The sequence below is a fragment of the Streptomyces sp. NBC_00654 genome (assembly GCF_026341775.1).
Lineage (GTDB): Bacteria > Actinomycetota > Actinomycetes > Streptomycetales > Streptomycetaceae > Streptomyces.
The window spans coordinates 1,516,172-1,531,625 of sequence record NZ_JAPEOB010000001.1; the positions used below are offsets into that span (position 1 = coordinate 1,516,172).

At 70.7% G+C, this 15,454-nt stretch carries 14 protein-coding genes; 5 read left to right on the top strand and 9 right to left on the bottom strand.

The genetic code is table 11. The annotated features are described in order from the left end of the window. Positions 1 to 70: 70 nt before the first annotated feature. Both OHA98_RS06700 and mgrA read right to left on the bottom strand, forming a co-directional pair. Positions 71 to 1,276 (bottom strand): winged helix DNA-binding domain-containing protein, encoded by a 1,206-nt coding sequence (locus OHA98_RS06700; protein WP_266923312.1) that lies wholly within the window; start codon positions 1,274 to 1,276, stop codon positions 71 to 73. 310 nt (positions 1,277 to 1,586) lie between these two features. Then, positions 1,587 to 2,624, bottom strand: a complete 1,038-nt coding sequence (gene mgrA, locus OHA98_RS06705) for an L-glyceraldehyde 3-phosphate reductase (protein WP_266923314.1) — start codon at positions 2,622 to 2,624, stop codon at positions 1,587 to 1,589. Between the two features lie 220 nt (positions 2,625 to 2,844). Here mgrA and OHA98_RS06710 point away from each other — a divergent pair, with 220 nt between their 5' ends. The 4 genes from OHA98_RS06710 to OHA98_RS06725 all read left to right on the top strand — a co-directional run bounded on the left by OHA98_RS06710 (position 2,845) and on the right by OHA98_RS06725 (position 7,974). Beyond that, entirely contained in the window at positions 2,845 to 3,606 is a 762-nt protein-coding gene (locus tag OHA98_RS06710) for an isoprenyl transferase (protein WP_266923316.1), read from the top strand. A 395-nt stretch (positions 3,607 to 4,001) separates the two neighbouring features. Beyond that, positions 4,002 to 5,324, top strand: coding sequence for a PhoH family protein (locus OHA98_RS06715; RefSeq protein ID WP_266923318.1), 1,323 nt, complete (start codon positions 4,002 to 4,004; stop codon positions 5,322 to 5,324). 391 nt (positions 5,325 to 5,715) lie between these two features. Further along, a complete protein-coding gene (locus OHA98_RS06720; protein WP_266923320.1) occupies positions 5,716 to 6,420 on the top strand; it encodes a lytic transglycosylase domain-containing protein in 705 nt (234 codons plus the stop codon). A 144-nt stretch (positions 6,421 to 6,564) separates the two neighbouring features. Beyond that, positions 6,565 to 7,974, top strand: a complete 1,410-nt coding sequence (locus OHA98_RS06725; RefSeq protein WP_266923321.1) for an AI-2E family transporter — start codon at positions 6,565 to 6,567, stop codon at positions 7,972 to 7,974. Positions 7,975 to 8,121: 147 nt separating this feature from the next. On the opposite strand, the gene OHA98_RS06730 is transcribed toward OHA98_RS06725, so the two are convergent. Both OHA98_RS06730 and OHA98_RS06735 read right to left on the bottom strand, forming a co-directional pair. Beyond that, on the bottom strand, positions 8,122 to 8,655 hold the full coding sequence (locus OHA98_RS06730; protein ID WP_266923323.1) for an alkyl hydroperoxide reductase: 534 nt from the start codon (positions 8,653 to 8,655) through the stop codon (positions 8,122 to 8,124). Positions 8,656 to 8,667: 12 nt separating this feature from the next. Next, entirely contained in the window at positions 8,668 to 9,222 is a 555-nt protein-coding gene (locus OHA98_RS06735; protein WP_003966619.1) for a peroxiredoxin, read from the bottom strand. A gap of 132 nt (positions 9,223 to 9,354) precedes the next feature. Here OHA98_RS06735 and OHA98_RS06740 point away from each other — a divergent pair, with 132 nt between their 5' ends. After that, positions 9,355 to 10,320, top strand: a complete 966-nt coding sequence (locus OHA98_RS06740; protein WP_266923329.1) for a hydrogen peroxide-inducible genes activator — start codon at positions 9,355 to 9,357, stop codon at positions 10,318 to 10,320. Between the two features lie 59 nt (positions 10,321 to 10,379). Here OHA98_RS06740 and OHA98_RS06745 read toward each other — a convergent pair whose 3' ends face one another. From OHA98_RS06745 to OHA98_RS06765, 5 genes are all read right to left on the bottom strand, one after another. Next, a complete protein-coding gene (locus OHA98_RS06745; RefSeq protein WP_266923330.1) occupies positions 10,380 to 12,773 on the bottom strand; it encodes an ABC transporter permease in 2,394 nt (797 codons plus the stop codon). Continuing rightward, the gene (locus tag OHA98_RS06750) at positions 12,770 to 13,456 is read right to left on the bottom strand and encodes an ABC transporter ATP-binding protein (protein WP_266923332.1); all 687 of its coding nucleotides are present in this window, start codon (positions 13,454 to 13,456) and stop codon (positions 12,770 to 12,772) included. Before OHA98_RS06750 ends, OHA98_RS06745 begins: the two co-directional genes overlap by 4 nt. Next, positions 13,453 to 13,977 carry a PadR family transcriptional regulator gene (locus OHA98_RS06755; RefSeq protein WP_266923334.1) on the bottom strand — a complete coding sequence of 175 codons (525 nt, stop codon included), beginning with the start codon at positions 13,975 to 13,977 and terminating at the stop codon, positions 13,453 to 13,455. Before OHA98_RS06755 ends, OHA98_RS06750 begins: the two co-directional genes overlap by 4 nt. A gap of 90 nt (positions 13,978 to 14,067) precedes the next feature. Further along, positions 14,068 to 14,460, bottom strand: a complete 393-nt coding sequence (locus tag OHA98_RS06760) for a hypothetical protein (RefSeq protein ID WP_266923335.1) — start codon at positions 14,458 to 14,460, stop codon at positions 14,068 to 14,070. Beyond that, a complete protein-coding gene (locus OHA98_RS06765) occupies positions 14,457 to 15,437 on the bottom strand; it encodes an SPFH domain-containing protein (protein WP_266923337.1) in 981 nt (326 codons plus the stop codon). The genes OHA98_RS06760 and OHA98_RS06765 overlap by 4 nt, the downstream gene beginning before the upstream one ends. Positions 15,438 to 15,454 lie beyond the last annotated feature (17 nt).

The following is a 15,454-nucleotide window of genomic DNA, read 5'->3' on the forward strand; positions in this document are numbered from 1 at the left end:
CCCGAGGCCGCCCGCGCTCCCCGAGAACGCCTCCGCGCCCCCCGCGCCCCGGCCCCCGCGAGGCGGCCCGTTACGCGTGCGGTCCCACGGTCACCTTTCCCACCGTCAGCTCCGCCCTGCCCTCCAGCACTTCGGCCACCCGCTCCACCTGTTCCTCCAGGGCCCGCAGCCGCGCGGGCCCCAGCGGGTTCAGCGGCTCCACCGTCACCGTGATCCGGCGCCCCGAGCGGCGCTGGTGCCAGACCCCGGCGACCGTGCCGTCGACCAGCAGCGTCGGGTGGTTCCCCGCCTGGCCGCGCGCCAGGGCCCGCTCGTACGCGGCACCCGGGAACAGCCGCTCACGGGGCTGGGAGGCGATGGTGAACGCGTCGAAGTACGGCAGCAGGAGCACACCCCGCGCGGCATCGGCCGGGAACGCGGTGTCACCCGCCACCACCCAGGCGGGTCCGGCGTCCTCGAACACCACCTCCTCGATCGCTCCCGCCGAGGCCAGTGAGGCGAACAGCCCGTCGGCCCAGCCCTTCGGCGCGGCGAGCCACTTCGCGAAGTGCCCGGACGTGGCGGGGCCGTACGCGTGCAGATAGCGCTCCACCAGGGCGGCCAGCGCCTGCGGGCCGGGCATCGGGGTACCGCCCGGGTTGGTGTACGTGGCCTTGCGGCCGCGGTTCGGGGCGTAGCGGAGGGCGCCCCGGTGGCCCGCCAGATGGAGCACCTGCCGCCAGCGCGGCCACATCGTCCGGAAACCGGGCATCACCGGGTCTCCGGCCCACGGCCCGGTACGGGCGACGACCTCGTCGCCGAGCTCGTCGATCGTCAGCTCCGCCCCGGTCAGGGCGTCGGCCACGGCGGCGACGACCGCCTCCACCTGATCCGGTGTCATCCGGGCGTCCTTGGCGAACGGACCGGTTCCGGTGGGTACGGCGGACAGGGCGCCGGTCCAGAGCGGCAGCTCGTCGGCGGGGAGCAGATGGACGGTCCCGCGCGGTCCGAACGTCTTGACCAGGGTGCGGTCGGTCCACAGGGCCCGGCGGACATCGGCACGGGTCACCCCGGCGGCGCGCACCCCGATGGAGAGCTCGGCGGCGGAGAGCACCTGGGCATGGGCTCCGAGCATCGCGCCCACGGCCCCGCGGGGTGAGCCGCCCGACGAGGCACCGCCCGACGAGGCACCGGCCGAAGGGGGGCCGGCCGGGGCGGGGGGCAGTTGCTGGCGGGACAGCCGCCGCGCGTTCGCCTCGGGCCAGGTCACGGTCACGGTGCGGGCTCGTGTCGTCATGCGACCGAATCTAGGACGTCAATAGGCCGGAAACTGTCCTCTTGGGAGTGCTCCACCGGCCGCGTCAAGCCCGCGCCCGCCGCCGTACGCCGTCCCCGGCAGGGGGTCCGGAGGCCTTCCGGGGCCCCGTGCGCCCCCGGGTTCCGTGCCCGGACCGCAGTCCGGCGGATCCGGAGAGTAGTTGTGGAGTGGCGTGGCACCCAGCAGCACATACGAAGGGTTATGGTGGAAACCCCCCCCTCGGGCCGGTCCGTATCCCCCCCACGGACCGGCCCGTTTTTTTGTGCGCCGGTCGTGAACCGGCGCGGGGTCAGCCCCGTCCGGCCCAGATGTTGGTGCCCGCGGTGTCGACGGCGAAGGTGTCGATCTCCGTCAACTCCTCCGCGGACAGCGGCGGTCCAGCCAGCGCGGCCACGTTCTGCTCCAGCTGGCCCACGCTCGAAGCGCCGATCAGGGCCGACGTCATCCGGCTGTCGCGCAGCACCCAGCCGATCGCCAGCTGGGCGAGCGACTGGCCCCTGCGCCGGGCGATGCCGTCGAGCCCGTTGAGGCGGCGGATCACCTCGTCGGAGAGCAGGCTCGGGTCGAGGGACTTGCCCTGGGTGGCGCGCGAGCCCGCCGGGATGCCCTTGAGGTACTTGTCCGTGAGCAGGCCCTGCGCGAGCGGCACGAAGGAGATGCAGCCCATGCCGGCCGCCTCCAGCGTGTCGAGCAGCCCGTCGTCCTCGGTCCAGCGGTTGATCATCGAGTAGGACGGCTGGTGGATCAGGGCCGGGACGCGCATCTCCCGGAGCAGCCGGGCCGCCTCGGCGGTCTGCGCCGCGTTGTACGAGGACACACCCACGTAGAGCGCCTTGCCCTGCTGTACGGCGGAGGCCAGGGCCCCCATCGTCTCCTCCAGCGGAGTGTCCGGGTCGAAGCGGTGCGAGTAGAAGATGTCGACGTGGTCCAGGCCCATGCGCTTCAGTGAGGCGTCGAGCGAGGACAGCAGGTACTTGCGGGAGCCCCACTCACCGTACGGGCCGGGGTGCATCTCGTATCCGGCCTTGGTGGAGATGACCAGCTCGTCGCGGTACGGGGTGAAGTCCTGCCGGAACAGCTTGCCGAAGTTGAGCTCGGCGGAGCCGGGCGGCGGACCGTAGTTATTGGCCAGATCGAAGTGGGTCACGCCGAGGTCGAAGGCGCGCCGGAGGATCGCCCGCTGGGAGTCCAGCGTGCGGTCGTCACCGAAGTTGTGCCACAGGCCGAGCGAGAGTGCGGGCAGTTTGAGCCCGCTGCGGCCGGTGCGGCGGTACTCCATGGAGTCGTAGCGCGAATCGACAGCGCGGTAGGGAAGAGAATGAGTCACGTTTGTCTCTTTATCACGGTGTTGTGACAGACCGGGTTGGGCCCCCGTGACCCGCTCGCAGTAATGTGGCGGCTTCGGGGAATGCCGATGTGCGGCGCGGCGAAAGCCTGCGGACCGTGCGGACCTTTGTGGCGATCTCCCCACGGGGGACGGGCCCCGGACCCCCCGGAGACGGGGCGGACGGGCCTGCGGCCCGTACGGAACCGAGAGGGTGAACTCAGTGAACTTGCGTGACCTGGTGTACGGGCTCTACGCACGCCGGGTGGAAGGCCGCCTGGACCACGCCCAGGTACCGAAGCACATCGGGGTCATTCTCGACGGCAACCGGCGATGGGCGAAGGCGTCCGGCGGTTCGGCCGTCCAGGGGCACCAGGCCGGTGCGGACAAGATCTCCGACCTGCTCGGCTGGTGCAACGAGACCGATGTCGAGGTCGTCACCCTCTGGCTGCTTTCCACGGACAACTTCGACCGGCCCGAGGCCGAGCTGACCCCCCTGCTGGGCATTATCGAGAACACCGTGCGCAACCTCGCGGCGGACGGGCGGTGGCGGGTCCATCACGTCGGCACGCTCGATCTCCTGCCGGCGGACACGCAGACCGTCCTCAAGGAGGCGGAGGCGGCCACGTCCGATATCGACGGAATAATCGTCAATGTCGCAGTTGGCTACGGTGGTCGCCAGGAGATCGCCGACGCGGTCAGATCGCTCCTGCTGGAGCACTCCGAGAAGGGCACGACCTTCGAGGAGCTGGCGGAGGTCGTCTCCACGGACCTGATCTCCGAACACCTCTACACCCGGGGGCAGCCGGACCCGGACCTGGTGATCCGTACCAGCGGGGAGCAGCGGCTGTCGGGCTTCATGCTCTGGCAGAGCGCCCATTCGGAGTACTACTTCTGCGAGGTCTTCTGGCCGGCCTTCCGCAAGGTCGACTTCCTGCGCGCGCTGCGCGACTACGCGGCACGCGGCAGGCGCTACGGGGCCTGAACGCGCCCCTTCCCCGGACGGCCCAAGCCCTCCCCTTCCTGCAGGGGAGGGCTTTCGCGTGGCCGGACGGCCCCGGGCCGTCACCGCCCGTACACCAGGACTGTTCATCACCGTGTCATATGCGGTGGCATGGCTTCGGGTGTTCGAGGGAATACCCCTGACAGGTCGACATCCGGTCAGTAACCGGGCGGATGTCGCATCCAAGTGAGCGGCTCCCAGCCCGCTCGCCCGGGAGGCCCTTTGCACACGAAGGACCGTACGCAACGTGCGGCCGACGCGGAGGGCCGGCGTTCGGCCCTCACGCGAGGGTCAGAACCCGGTCCGTCCTCTCCCTTTGGGAAGTTCCGCGACGTCCGTCGCACTCCCCGACCTCGTCCGAGGGGGTACGTCCTTCCGTGGTGACCAGTACAAAGCGCCGCATGCCCGACCGGCGCACCTACGTTCTCGACACCAGCGTCCTGCTGGCCGACCCCAACGCCATGGCCCGATTCGACGAGCACGAAGTGGTGCTGCCGATCGTGGTGGTCACGGAGCTGGAGGCCAAACGGCATCACCCCGAACTCGGCTACTTCGCCCGGCAGGCGCTGCGCCTGCTGGACGACTTCCGGGTCCGGTACGGCCGGCTGGACGCCCCGATCCCGCTCGGGGATCTGGGCGGGACGCTCCGTGTCGAACTCAACCACTCCGATCCCGGCGTACTCCCCGCCGGCTACCGGTTGGGGGACAACGACTCACGGATTCTCGCGGTCGCGCGCAACCTCCAGGCCGAGGGGTACGACGTCACGGTCGTCTCCAAGGACCTGCCGTTGCGGATCAAGGCGTCCTCGGTCGGCCTCCTCGCCGAGGAGTACCGCGCCGAGCTCGCCATCACCGACTCCGGCTGGACCGGCATGGCCGAACTGTCCCTCGCCGGGGAGCAGGTGGATCTGCTGTTCAGTGAGGAGACGCTGTACGTCCCCGAGGCGGCCGAACTGCCCGTGCACACCGGGCTGGTCCTCCAGTCGGAGCGCGGCAAGGCGCTCGGCCGGGTCACGGCCGAGGGCCTCGTCCGGCTGGTGCGCGGCGACCGGGAGGCCTTCGGGATCCACGGCCGCAGCGCGGAACAGCGGATCGCCCTGGACGTCCTCCTCGACCAGGACGTCGGCATCGTGTCGCTGGGCGGCCGGGCGGGTACCGGAAAGTCGGCCCTGGCGCTCTGCGCCGGTCTGGAAGCGGTGCTGGAGCGGCAGCAGCACAAGAAGGTGATGGTCTTCCGTCCGCTCTACGCGGTCGGCGGACAGGAGCTCGGCTATCTCCCCGGCAGCGAGGCCGAGAAGATGAGCCCCTGGGCGCAGGCCGTCTTCGACACGCTCTCGGCCGTCGCCGGACGCGAGGTCATCGAGGAGGTGCTGGGGCGCGGGATGCTGGAGGTTCTGCCGCTCACTCATATCCGGGGCCGTTCGCTCCACGACGCGTTCGTGATCGTGGACGAGGCGCAGTCGCTCGAACGGAACGTCCTGCTGACCGTGTTGTCCCGGATCGGGGCGAATTCCCGGGTGGTGCTCACGCATGACGTGGCCCAGCGGGACAACCTCAGGGTCGGCCGGTACGACGGAGTCGTCGCCGTGGTCGAAAAGCTGAAGGGCCATCCGCTCTTCTCCCACATCACGCTCACCCGCTCCGAGCGGTCGCAGATCGCCGCGCTGGTGACCGAAATGCTGGAGGAAGGCCAGATCTGACCTGGCTTGACCCAATGATGCCGCCCGGCGAGCCAAGGAGCTTAGCCGGGCGGCATTGTGCTGCGCCGTCATTTCCGAAAAACGGTTGACCCAAACGAGGTGTGAGCTTTCACACTCGGCACAGAATTGCCTCACGACGTGCCTGTCCGGCAGAGTCTTGCTTCCGTCAGGCCCCGCATACGGCACATGGGCACCTCAAGAGGCGCCGCGCACCACACAACTCAACAATCGCCGTCCGTATGCCGCCCGCGAGCACCACGCGGCACTCCTCCCAGGAGGAGTCGCCCACCGGGCCCGTGCCTCCCGTGACCCAAGCAGTAGGGAGGCCAGTGTCAAGGGCACGATTGCGCCCGCGAGGTCACCTAAGCGGGCGATGCTGGAAGGACACCGTGTGAGCCGGATCTCGGTCCGGGGGTTCGCCGTGGCATCTGCCACTGCGGTCACCACCGTAGGCGCCGTCGTAGGCGTTGCTTCGGGCAGCACTCCCGCTGCCGACGACAACAACTTCGAGGCGACCGCAGCCGACACCACGCTGCTCGCAGACATCCCCGCGGGCCAGCAGGCCCAGGTGCAGACTGCTTCGCTGACGCAGCAGGCCGATGCCCAGGCATCCGCCGCCGACGCCGCGGCGAAGAAGTCCGCCGAGGAGACGGCCCGCATCCAGGCCGCCAAGGACGCCAAGTCGAAGAAGGCGGCGGCCGAGGAGCGGGCCGAGGCCGAGCGCCAGGAGAAGAAGGACCGCGCCGAGCGCGCGAGCCGTTCCTCCGTCCGCGACGCGTCCTCCTTCTCCGCGAAGGGCTCGTACAGCGTGGCCGAAGTCCAGGCGATGGCACGGCAGATGGTCCCCGCGGACCAGTTCCAGTGCTTCAGCAACATCGTGAACCACGAGTCGACCTGGAACTACCGCGCGAGCAACCCGTCCTCCGGGGCGTACGGGCTCGTCCAGGCCCTCCCGGGCTCCAAGATGTCGTCCGCCGGCGCCGACTGGCAGACCAACCCGGCCACCCAGATCAAGTGGGGCCTCAGCTACATGGACGGCCGCTACGGCAGCCCGTGCGGCGCCTGGTCCTTCTGGCAGGCCAACCACTGGTACTAGGGGGACGGGCGGAGCCTTCCGAGGCTCGGCTCCCCACCCCGCGAAGCCCCTCACCGTCCTGCGGTGGGGGGCTTCGCGCGTGTACGGTCACCATCGGGCGCGCCGGGGGAGCGAGGGGGCGCACGATGGGGGAAAGGGAAAGACATGTCGAAACTGCCGGGTTGGCTCGGCCGCGTCGGCGCCGAACTGACCGATCTGGGCGCACGCCTGGACGAGAAGCGGGCGCAGGCCGAGTCGGACGCCGACGAGCGGGTGTCCCGCAGCCAGGCCGAGGCAGTGGGTGAGCCGGCGGACGCCGGGGGCAGCGCCTCGGTGCCGGCGCCGCCCGCGTACGCTCCCGCCGTCGCCGCCAAACCCGATCCGGTAGCGGCGATTCCCTGGGGGATGCGGGTCGCGGCCGAGGCCGGCTGGCGGCTGCTCGTGCTGGCGGGCACGCTCTGGGTGCTGATGCGGGTCATCAGCGCCGTACAGCTCGTCGTACTGGCCTTCGTGGCGGCCCTGCTCGTCACCGCGATGCTCCAGCCGACCGTGGTCCGGCTGCGGCGGCTCGGACTGCCGCGCGGTCTCGCCACGGCCGTCACCGCCGTACTGGGCTTCGTCATCATGGGGCTGGTCGGCTGGTTCGTGGTCTGGCAGGTGATGGACAACCTCGACACGCTCTCCGACAAGGTCCGCGACGGTATCGACGAGTTGAAGCGCTGGCTGCTCGACAGCCCCTTCCATGTCACCGAGTCGCAGATCAACGACATCGCCAAGAACCTCAGCGACACCATCGGCACCAACACGGAGGAGATCACCTCCGCCGGGCTCCAGGGCGTCACCGTGATGGTGGAGTTCCTCACCGGGATGCTGCTGGCGATGTTCTCGACGCTCTTCCTGCTGTACGACGGCAAGCGCATCTGGCACTGGGTGCTGAAGCTCGTGCCCGCCCAGGCCCGGCCGGGGGTCGCGGGCGCCGGGCCGCGCGCCTGGCGCACGCTGACCGCCTACGTGCGCGGCACGGTGATCGTCGCGCTGATCGACGCGATCTTCATCGGGCTGGGGATCTACTGCCTCAATGTGCCGATGGCGGTCCCGCTGGCCGTCTTCATCTTCCTGTTCGCCTTCATCCCGCTGGTCGGCGCCGTGGTCTCCGGGGCCCTCGCGGTGGTCGTCGCACTGGTCACCGAGGGCGTGGTCACCGCACTGTTGGTGCTGGCCGTGGTCCTCACGGTGCAGCAGATCGAGGGCCACATCCTCCAGCCGTTCATCCTCGGGCGCGCCGTCCGGGTCCATCCGCTGGCCGTGGTGCTCTCGGTCGCGGCGGGCGGCATGATCGCGGGCATCGGCGGCGCGGTGGTCGCCGTACCGCTGGTCGCCGTGACCAATACGGTGGTCGGCTATCTGCGGGCCTATGGGCAGGAGGAGGCCCGGCGCCACTCAGCACCACCGCGGGGCGCCCCGGCTCTCGAAGTGGCCCCGATCCCGTCACCCGGGCTGCCCCCGAACGACCCGGACGGGGTTTCCGCGGACGCGGCGGACGCCCACGGCGGCCCGCCGCAGCCGGAGAAGTGACAAGCGGCCCCGGTTGCCGAGCGGCTCCGGTGGCCGAGCGGCCCCGGTGGCCGAGCGGCTCCGGCGGCCGGGAAAAGAAAAGGAAGAAGGGCCCCGTGGACGGTCGGTCGTCCTCGGGGCCCTTCTCGTATCAGGGGTACTGCTGTGTCACTCGGCGAGCACGGCCTCGGCTTCGAGGGTCACGCCGACCGCCTGGATCACCGAAGCGATCTTGACGGCTTCCTGAATGGTCTCACGATCCACGCCGGCCTTGCGCAGCACCTGCTCGTGGGAGTCGAGGCACTGGCCGCAGCCGTTGATCGCGGAGACGGCGAGCGACCACAGCTCGAAGTCGACCTTCTCCACGCCCGGCTTGCCGATGACGTTCATCCGCAGGCCCGCACGGAGCGTGCCGTACTCCGGGTCCGACAGCAGGTGCCGGGTCCGGTAGAAGACGTTGTTCATCGCCATGATGGCCGCCGCGGACTTCGCCGCGGTGTACGCCTCGGCGGAGAGCGCGGCCTTGGCCTCCGGCTCCAGCTCGCGCAGCACCTTCGGCGAGCGCGAGGCGATCGCGCAGGCCAGGACGGTGCCCCAGAGCTGCTGCTGCGGAAGTTCGCTGTTCCCGATGACCGAACCGAGGTTCAGCTTCAGGTCCTTGGCGAAGTCCGGTATGGCGGCCTTCAGTTCGTCGAGTGCCATGTTTGTGTCAGCTCACTCGCCCGAGAGGAGGGCGACCGGGTCGAGGGTGTTCTCGCCCTTGGTCCAGTTGCAGGGGCACAGCTCGTCGGTCTGCAGGGCGTCGAGGACCCGCAGGACCTCCTTGGGGTTACGGCCCACGGAACCGGCGGTCACCATCGTGAACTGGATCTCGTTGTTCTGGTCGACGATGAAGACGGCGCGCTGCGCGAAGCCGTCCTCGCCCTCGATGCCGAGGTCACGCATGAGCTCGTGCTTCGAGTCGGCCAGCATCGGGAAGGGCAGGTCGGTCAGGTCCGGGTGGTCCTTGCGCCAGGCGTGGTGCACGAACTCGGAGTCACCGGAGAAGCCCAGGATCTGCGCGTCGCGGTCGGCGAACTCCTCGTTCAGCTTGCCGAAGGCGGCGATCTCGGTGGGGCACACGAAGGTGAAGTCCTTCGGCCACGCAAAGACGATCTTCCACTTGCCCTCGTAGGTCTTGTGGTTGATCTGCTCGAACTCCTTGCCGCTCTCCAGCGAAACACAAGCAGTCAGGTCGAACTCGGGGAACTTGTCACCGACAGTGAGCACGCGCTCTCCTTGAAGCGTAGGAAATCCCCTTTTGAGGGAGTTCCTGAGGGTTGGACACGTCCTACCTTGGCACAGAGTGCATTGATCACGGAAATAGCTACACTCGGTTGTGATGATCGGAGGTGCCTATCAGTGGCCCAGGGAAATCAGGGCATCAGGCCCAAACAGCCCAGTCTCTCGCAGCTGCGCGCCTTCACTGCCGTGGCGGAACAACTGCACTTCAGGGACGCGGCGGCAGCAATCGGGATGAGTCAGCCGGCACTCTCCGGAGCCGTGTCGGCACTGGAGGAGGCACTGGGTGTCCAGCTCATCGAGCGTACGACGCGCAAGGTACTGCTCTCGCCCGCGGGGGAGCGGCTCGCGGTGCGGGCCAGGGCGGTGCTGGAGGCCGTCGGCGAGCTGATGGAGGAGGCGGAGGCGGTCCGGGCGCCCTTCACCGGGGTGCTCCGGCTCGGTGTGATCCCGACCGTCGCCCCGTATCTGCTGCCGACCGTGCTCCGGCTGGTCCATGAGCGCTACCCGGTCCTCGACCTCCAGGTCCACGAGGAGCAGACCTCCTCACTGCTGGAGGGGCTGGCCGGCGGACGGCTGGACCTGCTGCTGCTCGCCGTGCCGCTGGGTGTGCCCGGGGTGACCGAGCTGCCGCTGTTCGACGAGGACTTCGTCCTCGTCATGGAGCGGAAGCACTGGCTGGGCGGCCGGGCCGACATTCCGCGCGAGGCGCTGCGCGAGCTGCCGCTGCTCCTGCTCGACGAGGGGCACTGCCTGCGCGACCAGGCCCTGGACATCTGCCGGGAGGCCGGGCGCAAGGAAGGGGCGCCGGTGACCACGACCGCCGCCGGGCTCTCCACCCTGGTGCAGCTGGTCGCGGGCGGGCTCGGTGTCACACTGCTGCCGCGCACCGCGGTGATCGTGGAGACCGGGCGCAACGAGGCGCTGGCGACCGGGTACTTCGCGGACCCGGCGCCCTCGCGGCGGGTGGCGCTCGCGATGCGGAGCGGGACGGCGCGGCACGGGGATTTCGAGGAGCTCGCCGCCGCGCTGCGGGAGGCGATGGCGGCGCTGCCGGTACGGGTGGCGGCAGCCGGACGCGGCTGAGGGGCGGGCCGCCCTTGCGCGGCCCGCCCCCCCCATGCCCGTCCGGTGAACCGGGGCGGCTACTCCGTGCGCAGCCCGTCCGGGCGCATCAGGCGCCACAGCGAGGGCAGCGACAGCAGCGTCACCAGCAGGATCAGCCCCGCGCCCGCCCCCACCATCGGCAGGAACAGGAACCAGTCGGAGACCTTCTTCTCGATCATCCAGGTCAGCATCGCCCCGAGCGCGAGTCCGCCCAGGACCGCCACCGTGAGACCGAGCACCACCGGCACCGCGGTCTGCCACAGCACCGACCAGCCGAGCGTCGTACGCCGGGTGCCGAAGGCCACCAGGACCGACAGCAGCCGCTTGCGCTCCCGCAGCTGTTCCAGCTGGGTGACCAGCATGGACGCGGCGATCAGCAGCAGCGTCGCGGTCGCGCCCACCTGGAGGCCGGTCTGGATGCTCGCGTACTGCCGGTCGCGCTCCACCGAGTCGATGGTGACGAAGCGCATGGCGGGATCGATCCTGGCCGCCGTGTTGCGTACGTGCTCGGCGACGTCCGGCACGCTCTTGTCGACCCGGATCCGGGCGGTGATCGTCGCGCCGGGCAGCTTGCCCGCGTCGATCGCGCCGGTGGTGGCCATGATCCCCCAGTGGGGAGTGCCCATCGGGTCGTTGCGGCCCTCCACGGTCGGGGAATCGGCGGGCAGCGTCCACCGCACCGGCTTGGCGTTCCCGGAGCTGATCTCGACCTCCTTGCCCTTGCGGGCGGTCTCGTCGACCCAGCGGGACATGTCCTTGTCGCCCGCCGGGTGGGCGACGAAGGCGTCGCCGTCCTCGCAGGCGCCGATCTTCGCCAGCTCGCGCAGGGTGTCGCAGGTGCCGACCGACAGCGAGGTGGTGGGCTGCATGTCGTCATCGGAGTAGTCACCGGGCTTGGTCGCGTACGCCTCCACCGAGCCGATGACCAGTTCCACGCCCTTGGTGGCGCGGAACTGCTCGATGACCGAGGTGGCCGCGTCGCCCGTGACGTTCTCGGAGTAGGCGGCGAACTGGCCCCGCGAGGGGTCCTGGCCGGTGATCCGGTTGAAGTCGGCGTTCATCGCGGCGAAGAGCATCTGCAGGGCGATCGCTCCCGCCACCGCCACCGTGACCCCGCTGACCGCGCGTGACGCGGCCCCGCTGCTCAACTGGAGCCTGCGGGTGGCGAGCTGCCAGGGCACCGGGCCACCGCGCAACCGGTTCACGCACGCCTCGACCAGCCAGGGCAGCAGCAGCGCGAGCCCGACCAGCACCAGTACGGCACCGACGGTGATCGGAATCGGGTTCACGGGCGCGTACGGACCGACCCGGCCCGTGAATCCGAGCACCGCCAGACCGGCCAGCGGCACCAGCAGCCGCCACCACAGGCGGCGCCCCCGCTCACGCCCCCGGCGTACGACGCCCAGCGGCTCGATCACCACGGACCGCATCGCCGTCAGGGTGACGAGCACGGCGGTCAGCGGCACCGCCACCACGATGAGCGCCACCAGCAGGGGATCGGGCACCAGGTCGGCCGGGAACGCGCTGACGTCCCAGATCTCCACCGCACCGACGAACTGCCGCCCCACCAGGAAGAACCCCAGGCCGATCAGCAGCCCGAGCAGCGAGCCGAACAGCGCCTCCCCGGCCGCGATCCGGCGGGTCGTCCGGATGTCCGCGCCCACCAGCCGCAGTGCGGCCAGCCTGCGGTCGCGGCGGTCACCGCCGAAGCGCACGGCCGTCGCGATGAAGATCCCGACCGGGACGAGCAGCACGACGCAGACCATGATGGTCAGCAGCACGAGAAGAGGCGAGAACGGCTGGCCCGGACCGTCGTCGCCGTAGCCGGCGATCCGGTGCCCGCCATCGGCGGGAGTCAGTGTGCCGCTGCCCGCGTAGTACCGCAGCTCCCCGGGGGAGACGAGGCCCGCGTCCCCGATCGTGCCGACGGTCCGGAACGCCAGGCGTTCCCTGAGCAGGGTGTTCTCCGGTTCGGCCAGCAGCTTCCGCAGGGCGGGCGAGACCAGCATCTCGTCCGGTCCCGGGAAGCGGTCGACGCCCGGCGGGAGGACCGGGTGCGCACCGTCCGCCCGCATCAGCTGGCCCGAGATGGTCCGGTCGTGGTACTCGGTCCCGGCGTCGGCGCGGACCACCGAGGTGTCCGACTTCTTCGCCTGGGCGTCGGGGGAATCCGACATCCCGGCCTCGGTCCGGGCCTGTTCGCGGCCGGACCGCTGTTCGAGCATGTGCGGTACGGCGGAGGCGGTCAGCAGCAGTGCGACACCGAGGCCGACCCCGACCCCGGTCAGCAGCGTACGGATCCAGCCCTCGCGGCCCCCGGCGGCGGCGAACCGGATGCCGAGGCCGAGGTCGCGGAGCGTCGCCGCGCCGCGCGAGGGCGGCGCGGGACGCGGTGGCACCGCCGTGCCCCGCTTCTCGTCGAGCAGTGTCATACGGAGTGCTCCAAGTCGCGGGCCCGGCCGTCGCGCACGGTGACGTCACGGTCGGAGTAGGCGGCGACCCGGGTCTCGTGCGTCACCAGGACCACGGCGACGTTGGCGGACCGGGCGGCCTCGGTGAGCAGCTCCATGACCCGCTCGCCGTTCAGGGAGTCCAGCGCGCCGGTCGGCTCGTCCGCGAAGATCACCTTCGGGGAGGAGGCCAGCGCACGGGCCACGGCGACGCGCTGGCCCTGACCGCCGGAGACCTCGCCGGGACGCTTGGCGCCGAGGTCGTCGACCTCCAGGCGCGCCATCCATTCGAGGGCGGTGCGCTCGGCGGCCTTGCGCTTGACCCCGTCGAGCCGGAGCGGCAGCGCGACGTTCTCCACGCAGGTCAGCTCCGGGACGAGCTGGCCGAACTGGAACACGAAGCCGAACTCGCTGCGGCGCAGGGCGCTGCGCTCGGCGTCGGACATCGCCGACAGCTCACGGCCCGCGTAGGTGATGGTGCCCGAGTCGGGTGTGATGATCCCGGCGAGGCAGTGCAGCAGGGTGGACTTGCCGGAGCCGGAGGGGCCCATCACGGCGACGACCTCGCCGGGGTGGATCGAGAACGAGGCGCCGTCCAGGGCCGGCGTCGAACCATAGGCCTTGTGCAGGTCATGGGCGGCGAGCAGGGAGCCGTCGGGGATCACTTGGCCACCACCTCGGCGAGCCGGTCGAGCCGCGCGGCGGTCAGTTCCAGCCAGCGCAGGTCGGCCTCCAGATGGAACAGCGCGTGGTCGCAGATCAGCTGGTCGGCGAGGTCGCCCCGCCGCTTGCGGTCGGTGAGGATACGCATCAGGCGCAGGTGCTCCGCTCGCTGGGCGTCCAGCATCTCGGCGGCGCTGCGGCCGGTCAGGAGAGCCAGGACGACCTTGGTGTAGAGGGTCGACTGTAGGTAGGGTTCCGGTTTCTCCGGCTGGGCGAGCCAGCTGGAGACATCCGTGATCCCCGCGTCGGTGATGGCGTACCGCTTGCGCTCGGGGCCGCCGTCGCTCTCGACCCCGTCGACGACGACGAGGCCGTTCTTGAGCAGCCGGGACATGGTCGAGTAGACCTGCCCGTAGTGCAGGGGGCGGTCGTGGCCGAACTTCTCGTCGAAGGTCCGCTTGAGGTCATAGCCGTGGCGGGGGCCGGACTCCAGGAGTCCGAGCAGGGTGTGGCCGATTGACATGCCGAGCACTCTACATGGTGTGTATACCCCGGGTGTATACCCGGGCGGGCGAGGTCGCCTCCCGCCCGGGAACGGGCGGGGGCGAAGCCCTCAGCCGCCTCCGGGACCCGGTCCCGGAGGGCCCGGACCGTCCTGCGGACCCGGCCTGGCCCGGGGGTCGGCCCCCGGCTGCGGGCCGGGCCGCTCCTGCGCTCCGGGCCTGTCCTGCGGGCCGGGCCTGTCCTGCGCTCCGGGCCTGTCCTGCGCCGCGGCCTTCGGTGGCCGGCCGCGGCGGGCGATCGGGGCGGCCGAGCCCGGCAGCCGGCCCGCCTCCGCCAGCGCCCGGCGCAGCAGGAACTCGATCTGCGCGTTCGCGCTGCGCAGTTCGTCGGAGGCCCAGCGGGCCAGCGCGTCGTGCACCGCGGGGTCGAGCCGCAGCAGCATCTGCTTGCGCTGCTGCGGCCGCGACGCCGGTGCGCGCCGGGGAGGCGTCTGTTCGGTCACTGGTAGAGCGTGCCCGTGTTGAGGACCGGCTGCGCCGCACGATCACCGCACAGCACCACCATGAGGTTGCTGACCATGGCCGCCTTGCGCTCGGAGTCGAGCTCGACGATGTCCTGCTCGGCGATCCGGGTCAGGGCCATCTCGACCATGCCGACCGCTCCCTCCACGATCTGCTGACGGGCCGCGACGACCGCGCCCGCCTGCTGGCGCTGGAGCATCGCGGACGCGATCTCGGGGGCGTACGCGAGATGGCTGAAGCGCGACTCGATGATCAGGACGCCTGCCGCCTGCACCCGGGCGGTGAGCTCGACGGCCAGCTTCTCGGTGATCTCCTCCGCGTTGCCGCGCAGGGAGAGGCCGTCCTCGTCGTGGGCGTCGTAGGGGTACTCGATCGCGATGTGCCGGACGGCGGCCTCGGTCTGGGTGGCGACGAACTCCAGGAAGTCGTCCACCTCGAAGAGCGCCTGCGCGGTGTCCTCGACCTTCCAGACGACGATCGCCGCCAGTTCGATCGGGTTGCCGTAGGCGTCGTTGACCTTCAGGACGGCCGTCTCGTGGTTGCGGACCCGGGTGGAGATCTTCCGGCTGGAGGTCAGCGGGTTGATCCAGCGCAGCCCGTCGGCGCGGATCGTGCCGACGTACCGGCCGAAGAGCTGGATCACCCGGGCCTCGCCCGGAGCGACCATCTTCACACCGCTCATGCAGAAGAAGGAGGCGATGACGAGCAGGATTCCGAGGACGAGGAGGGGGATGCCGATCCCGTTGTGCCCGTTCGCGCCCAGTACGGCGCCGAGGATCACGAGGCCGACACCGAGGAACACGCCCAGCACCGTCAGCAGCAGGCCGACGCCGCCCGGTATGGAGTGCGCCGTGACCTCTCTGACCTGCGGGGCGGGCATCTCCGGGGCGTCCGGGGCGAGGTCGGAGGATGTGGTGGCCCGGGCGGCCGTGCCGGGGCGGTCGTGCTGTTCGGTCATGGGGTCCCCCGTGTCGT

Coding starts and splice junctions, on each gene's coding strand:
- OHA98_RS06755 (WP_266923334.1), bottom strand. CDS start 13,977: ATGTCAATCGGCCACACCCTGCTCGGACTCCTGGAGTCCGGCCCCCGC.
- OHA98_RS06700 (WP_266923312.1), bottom strand. CDS start 1,276: ATGACGACACGAGCCCGCACCGTGACCGTGACCTGGCCCGAGGCGAAC.
- OHA98_RS06730 (WP_266923323.1), bottom strand. CDS start 8,655: ATGGCACTCGACGAACTGAAGGCCGCCATACCGGACTTCGCCAAGGAC.
- OHA98_RS06725 (WP_266923321.1), top strand. CDS start 6,565: ATGTCGAAACTGCCGGGTTGGCTCGGCCGCGTCGGCGCCGAACTGACC.
- OHA98_RS06745 (WP_266923330.1), bottom strand. CDS start 12,773: ATGACACTGCTCGACGAGAAGCGGGGCACGGCGGTGCCACCGCGTCCC.
- OHA98_RS06765 (WP_266923337.1), bottom strand. CDS start 15,437: ATGACCGAACAGCACGACCGCCCCGGCACGGCCGCCCGGGCCACCACA.